Origin of the sequence: Ehrlichia ruminantium (genome assembly GCF_009728835.1) — a bacterium.
In the GTDB taxonomy this organism is placed as follows: domain Bacteria; phylum Pseudomonadota; class Alphaproteobacteria; order Rickettsiales; family Anaplasmataceae; genus Ehrlichia; species Ehrlichia ruminantium_B.
In genome coordinates this window covers 755808-757555 of record NZ_CP033455.1, presented here as the reverse complement: position 1 = coordinate 757555, position 1748 = coordinate 755808, and the positions used below count along the sequence as shown (strand labels likewise).

Annotated in this window: 1 pseudogene (only partly in view); it reads left to right on the top strand. The window is 25.3% G+C overall.

Annotated elements, in window-relative coordinates:
- A pseudogene (locus EDL80_RS02560) lies at positions 1-1064 on the top strand (DNA recombination protein RmuC); it begins 142 nt to the left of the window's first position.
- Positions 1065-1748: the final 684 nt, after the last annotated feature.

The window sequence follows — 1748 nt, the reverse complement described above, 5'->3', positions numbered from 1 at the left end:
ATGCTGTAAATTTATATAAAAATGAATTTGCAACGATTGATGACAAATATAAGTTATGTTTTGAAAATCTTGCTAATCGTATTTTTGAAGAAAAGACAGATAAATTCAATAAAATATCCCAAGAGAATTTAAGTAAAATATTAAATCCATTACAAGAACATATCAATTTATTTAAGAAAAAGGTTGAAGATTCATTTAGTATACATAATCAAGAACAATTTTTATTAAAAAAAGAAATTCAAAGGATTGTACTTGCAAATGAAAAGATTACTTTACAAGCTGAAAATTTAGCTAGTGTTTTAAAAGGAGATATAAAAGTTCAAGGGAATTGGGGAGAAATGATACTAGAGAAAATACTAGAAAATTCTGGGCTGCGAAAAAATCAAGATTATATTTTACATGCTACAGGCATGCATTTGCAGGATAGTGAAGGGAATAAACAACAACCAGATGCTATTATAAATTTGCCAGAAAATAAGCATTTAATAATTGACTCGAAAGTTTCTTTAGTTCATTACGAAAGATATTTTGCTACAAAATCAGAGGAATCAAAGAGTAATCTATTAAAGCAGTTTGTAGCATCTATTAGGTCACATGTGAATATATTATCATGTAAAAAGTATCAGGATATTGAAAAGTTGAGAACACCGGATTTTGTTTTGATGTTTATTCCTATAGAAGGCGCATATTCTCTTGCAATGCAGGAAGATATAATGCTACATAACTATGCATGGAATAAGAAAATAGTGATAGTATGTCCATCTACATTGCTTGCAACTTTAAAAACTATTGAATCTTTATGGAAGTTAGAATATCAAAATCGTAATACTATGGAAATAGCACGTCAAGGTGGAGCTTTGTATGATAAAATTGTTGGATTTATATCTGATATGCAAAAGCTTGGAAAACAAATGAATATCTTGCATAGTGTGTACAATGATGCAATGAAAAAGTTATCAGAAGGGCATGGTAATATTTTATCGCGTACTGAAAACTTAAAGCTTTTAGGTATTAAAACTTCAAAAAAAAATATATTGGAAAATTCGGATGAATCAAATTCATGATATCAGTGCTATAAAAGAATACATAATCTAAAAAAGTTCTATAGATTTATCTAGTGTTCTTTTGTCTAAAGTGTAACAATTAAAATTGTTTTACCATATTCTAGTAAACTATAAAGATTCTTACTAGTAATATAGTAGGTATTTGTATGCTTTATCATAATAAATGGAGATTAATCTATAGAGAATTTAAGCTAATTAAAGTAGATTATTAGTAAGTTAAGATGATTATATAGCGAATTACTTTCATATAATATATTCATAAGCACTGTATTTATAGTACGTATGTTAATGTATTGTTTATGTTGGGTAATATAAGGAGAATTATACGTGTAAAATCAACATTATCTTATTTTCATATAATAAAATAGGTATTATATAATCCTAATTATAGAAATATCAAAACAAAGTACTGATAATTACAGAATTTTACTATTAAATAATAATACCTTAATTTCAGTAGTTAAAGATACTATAAAAAATTCCGATATAAAAATTAATAATGTTTATCACTGCTGTATATATCTATAATTGGAAGAATAGTTAAATAAGGATATCTATACATACCTTTTTTATTAATAAACATAATACACTTAATTTCATGTAATAGCACAAAAGGATAAAAACAACTTATTAAAGTTGACAATAAACTCTGTAAAAATATTATTTAGCTTAAATTCTCTATAG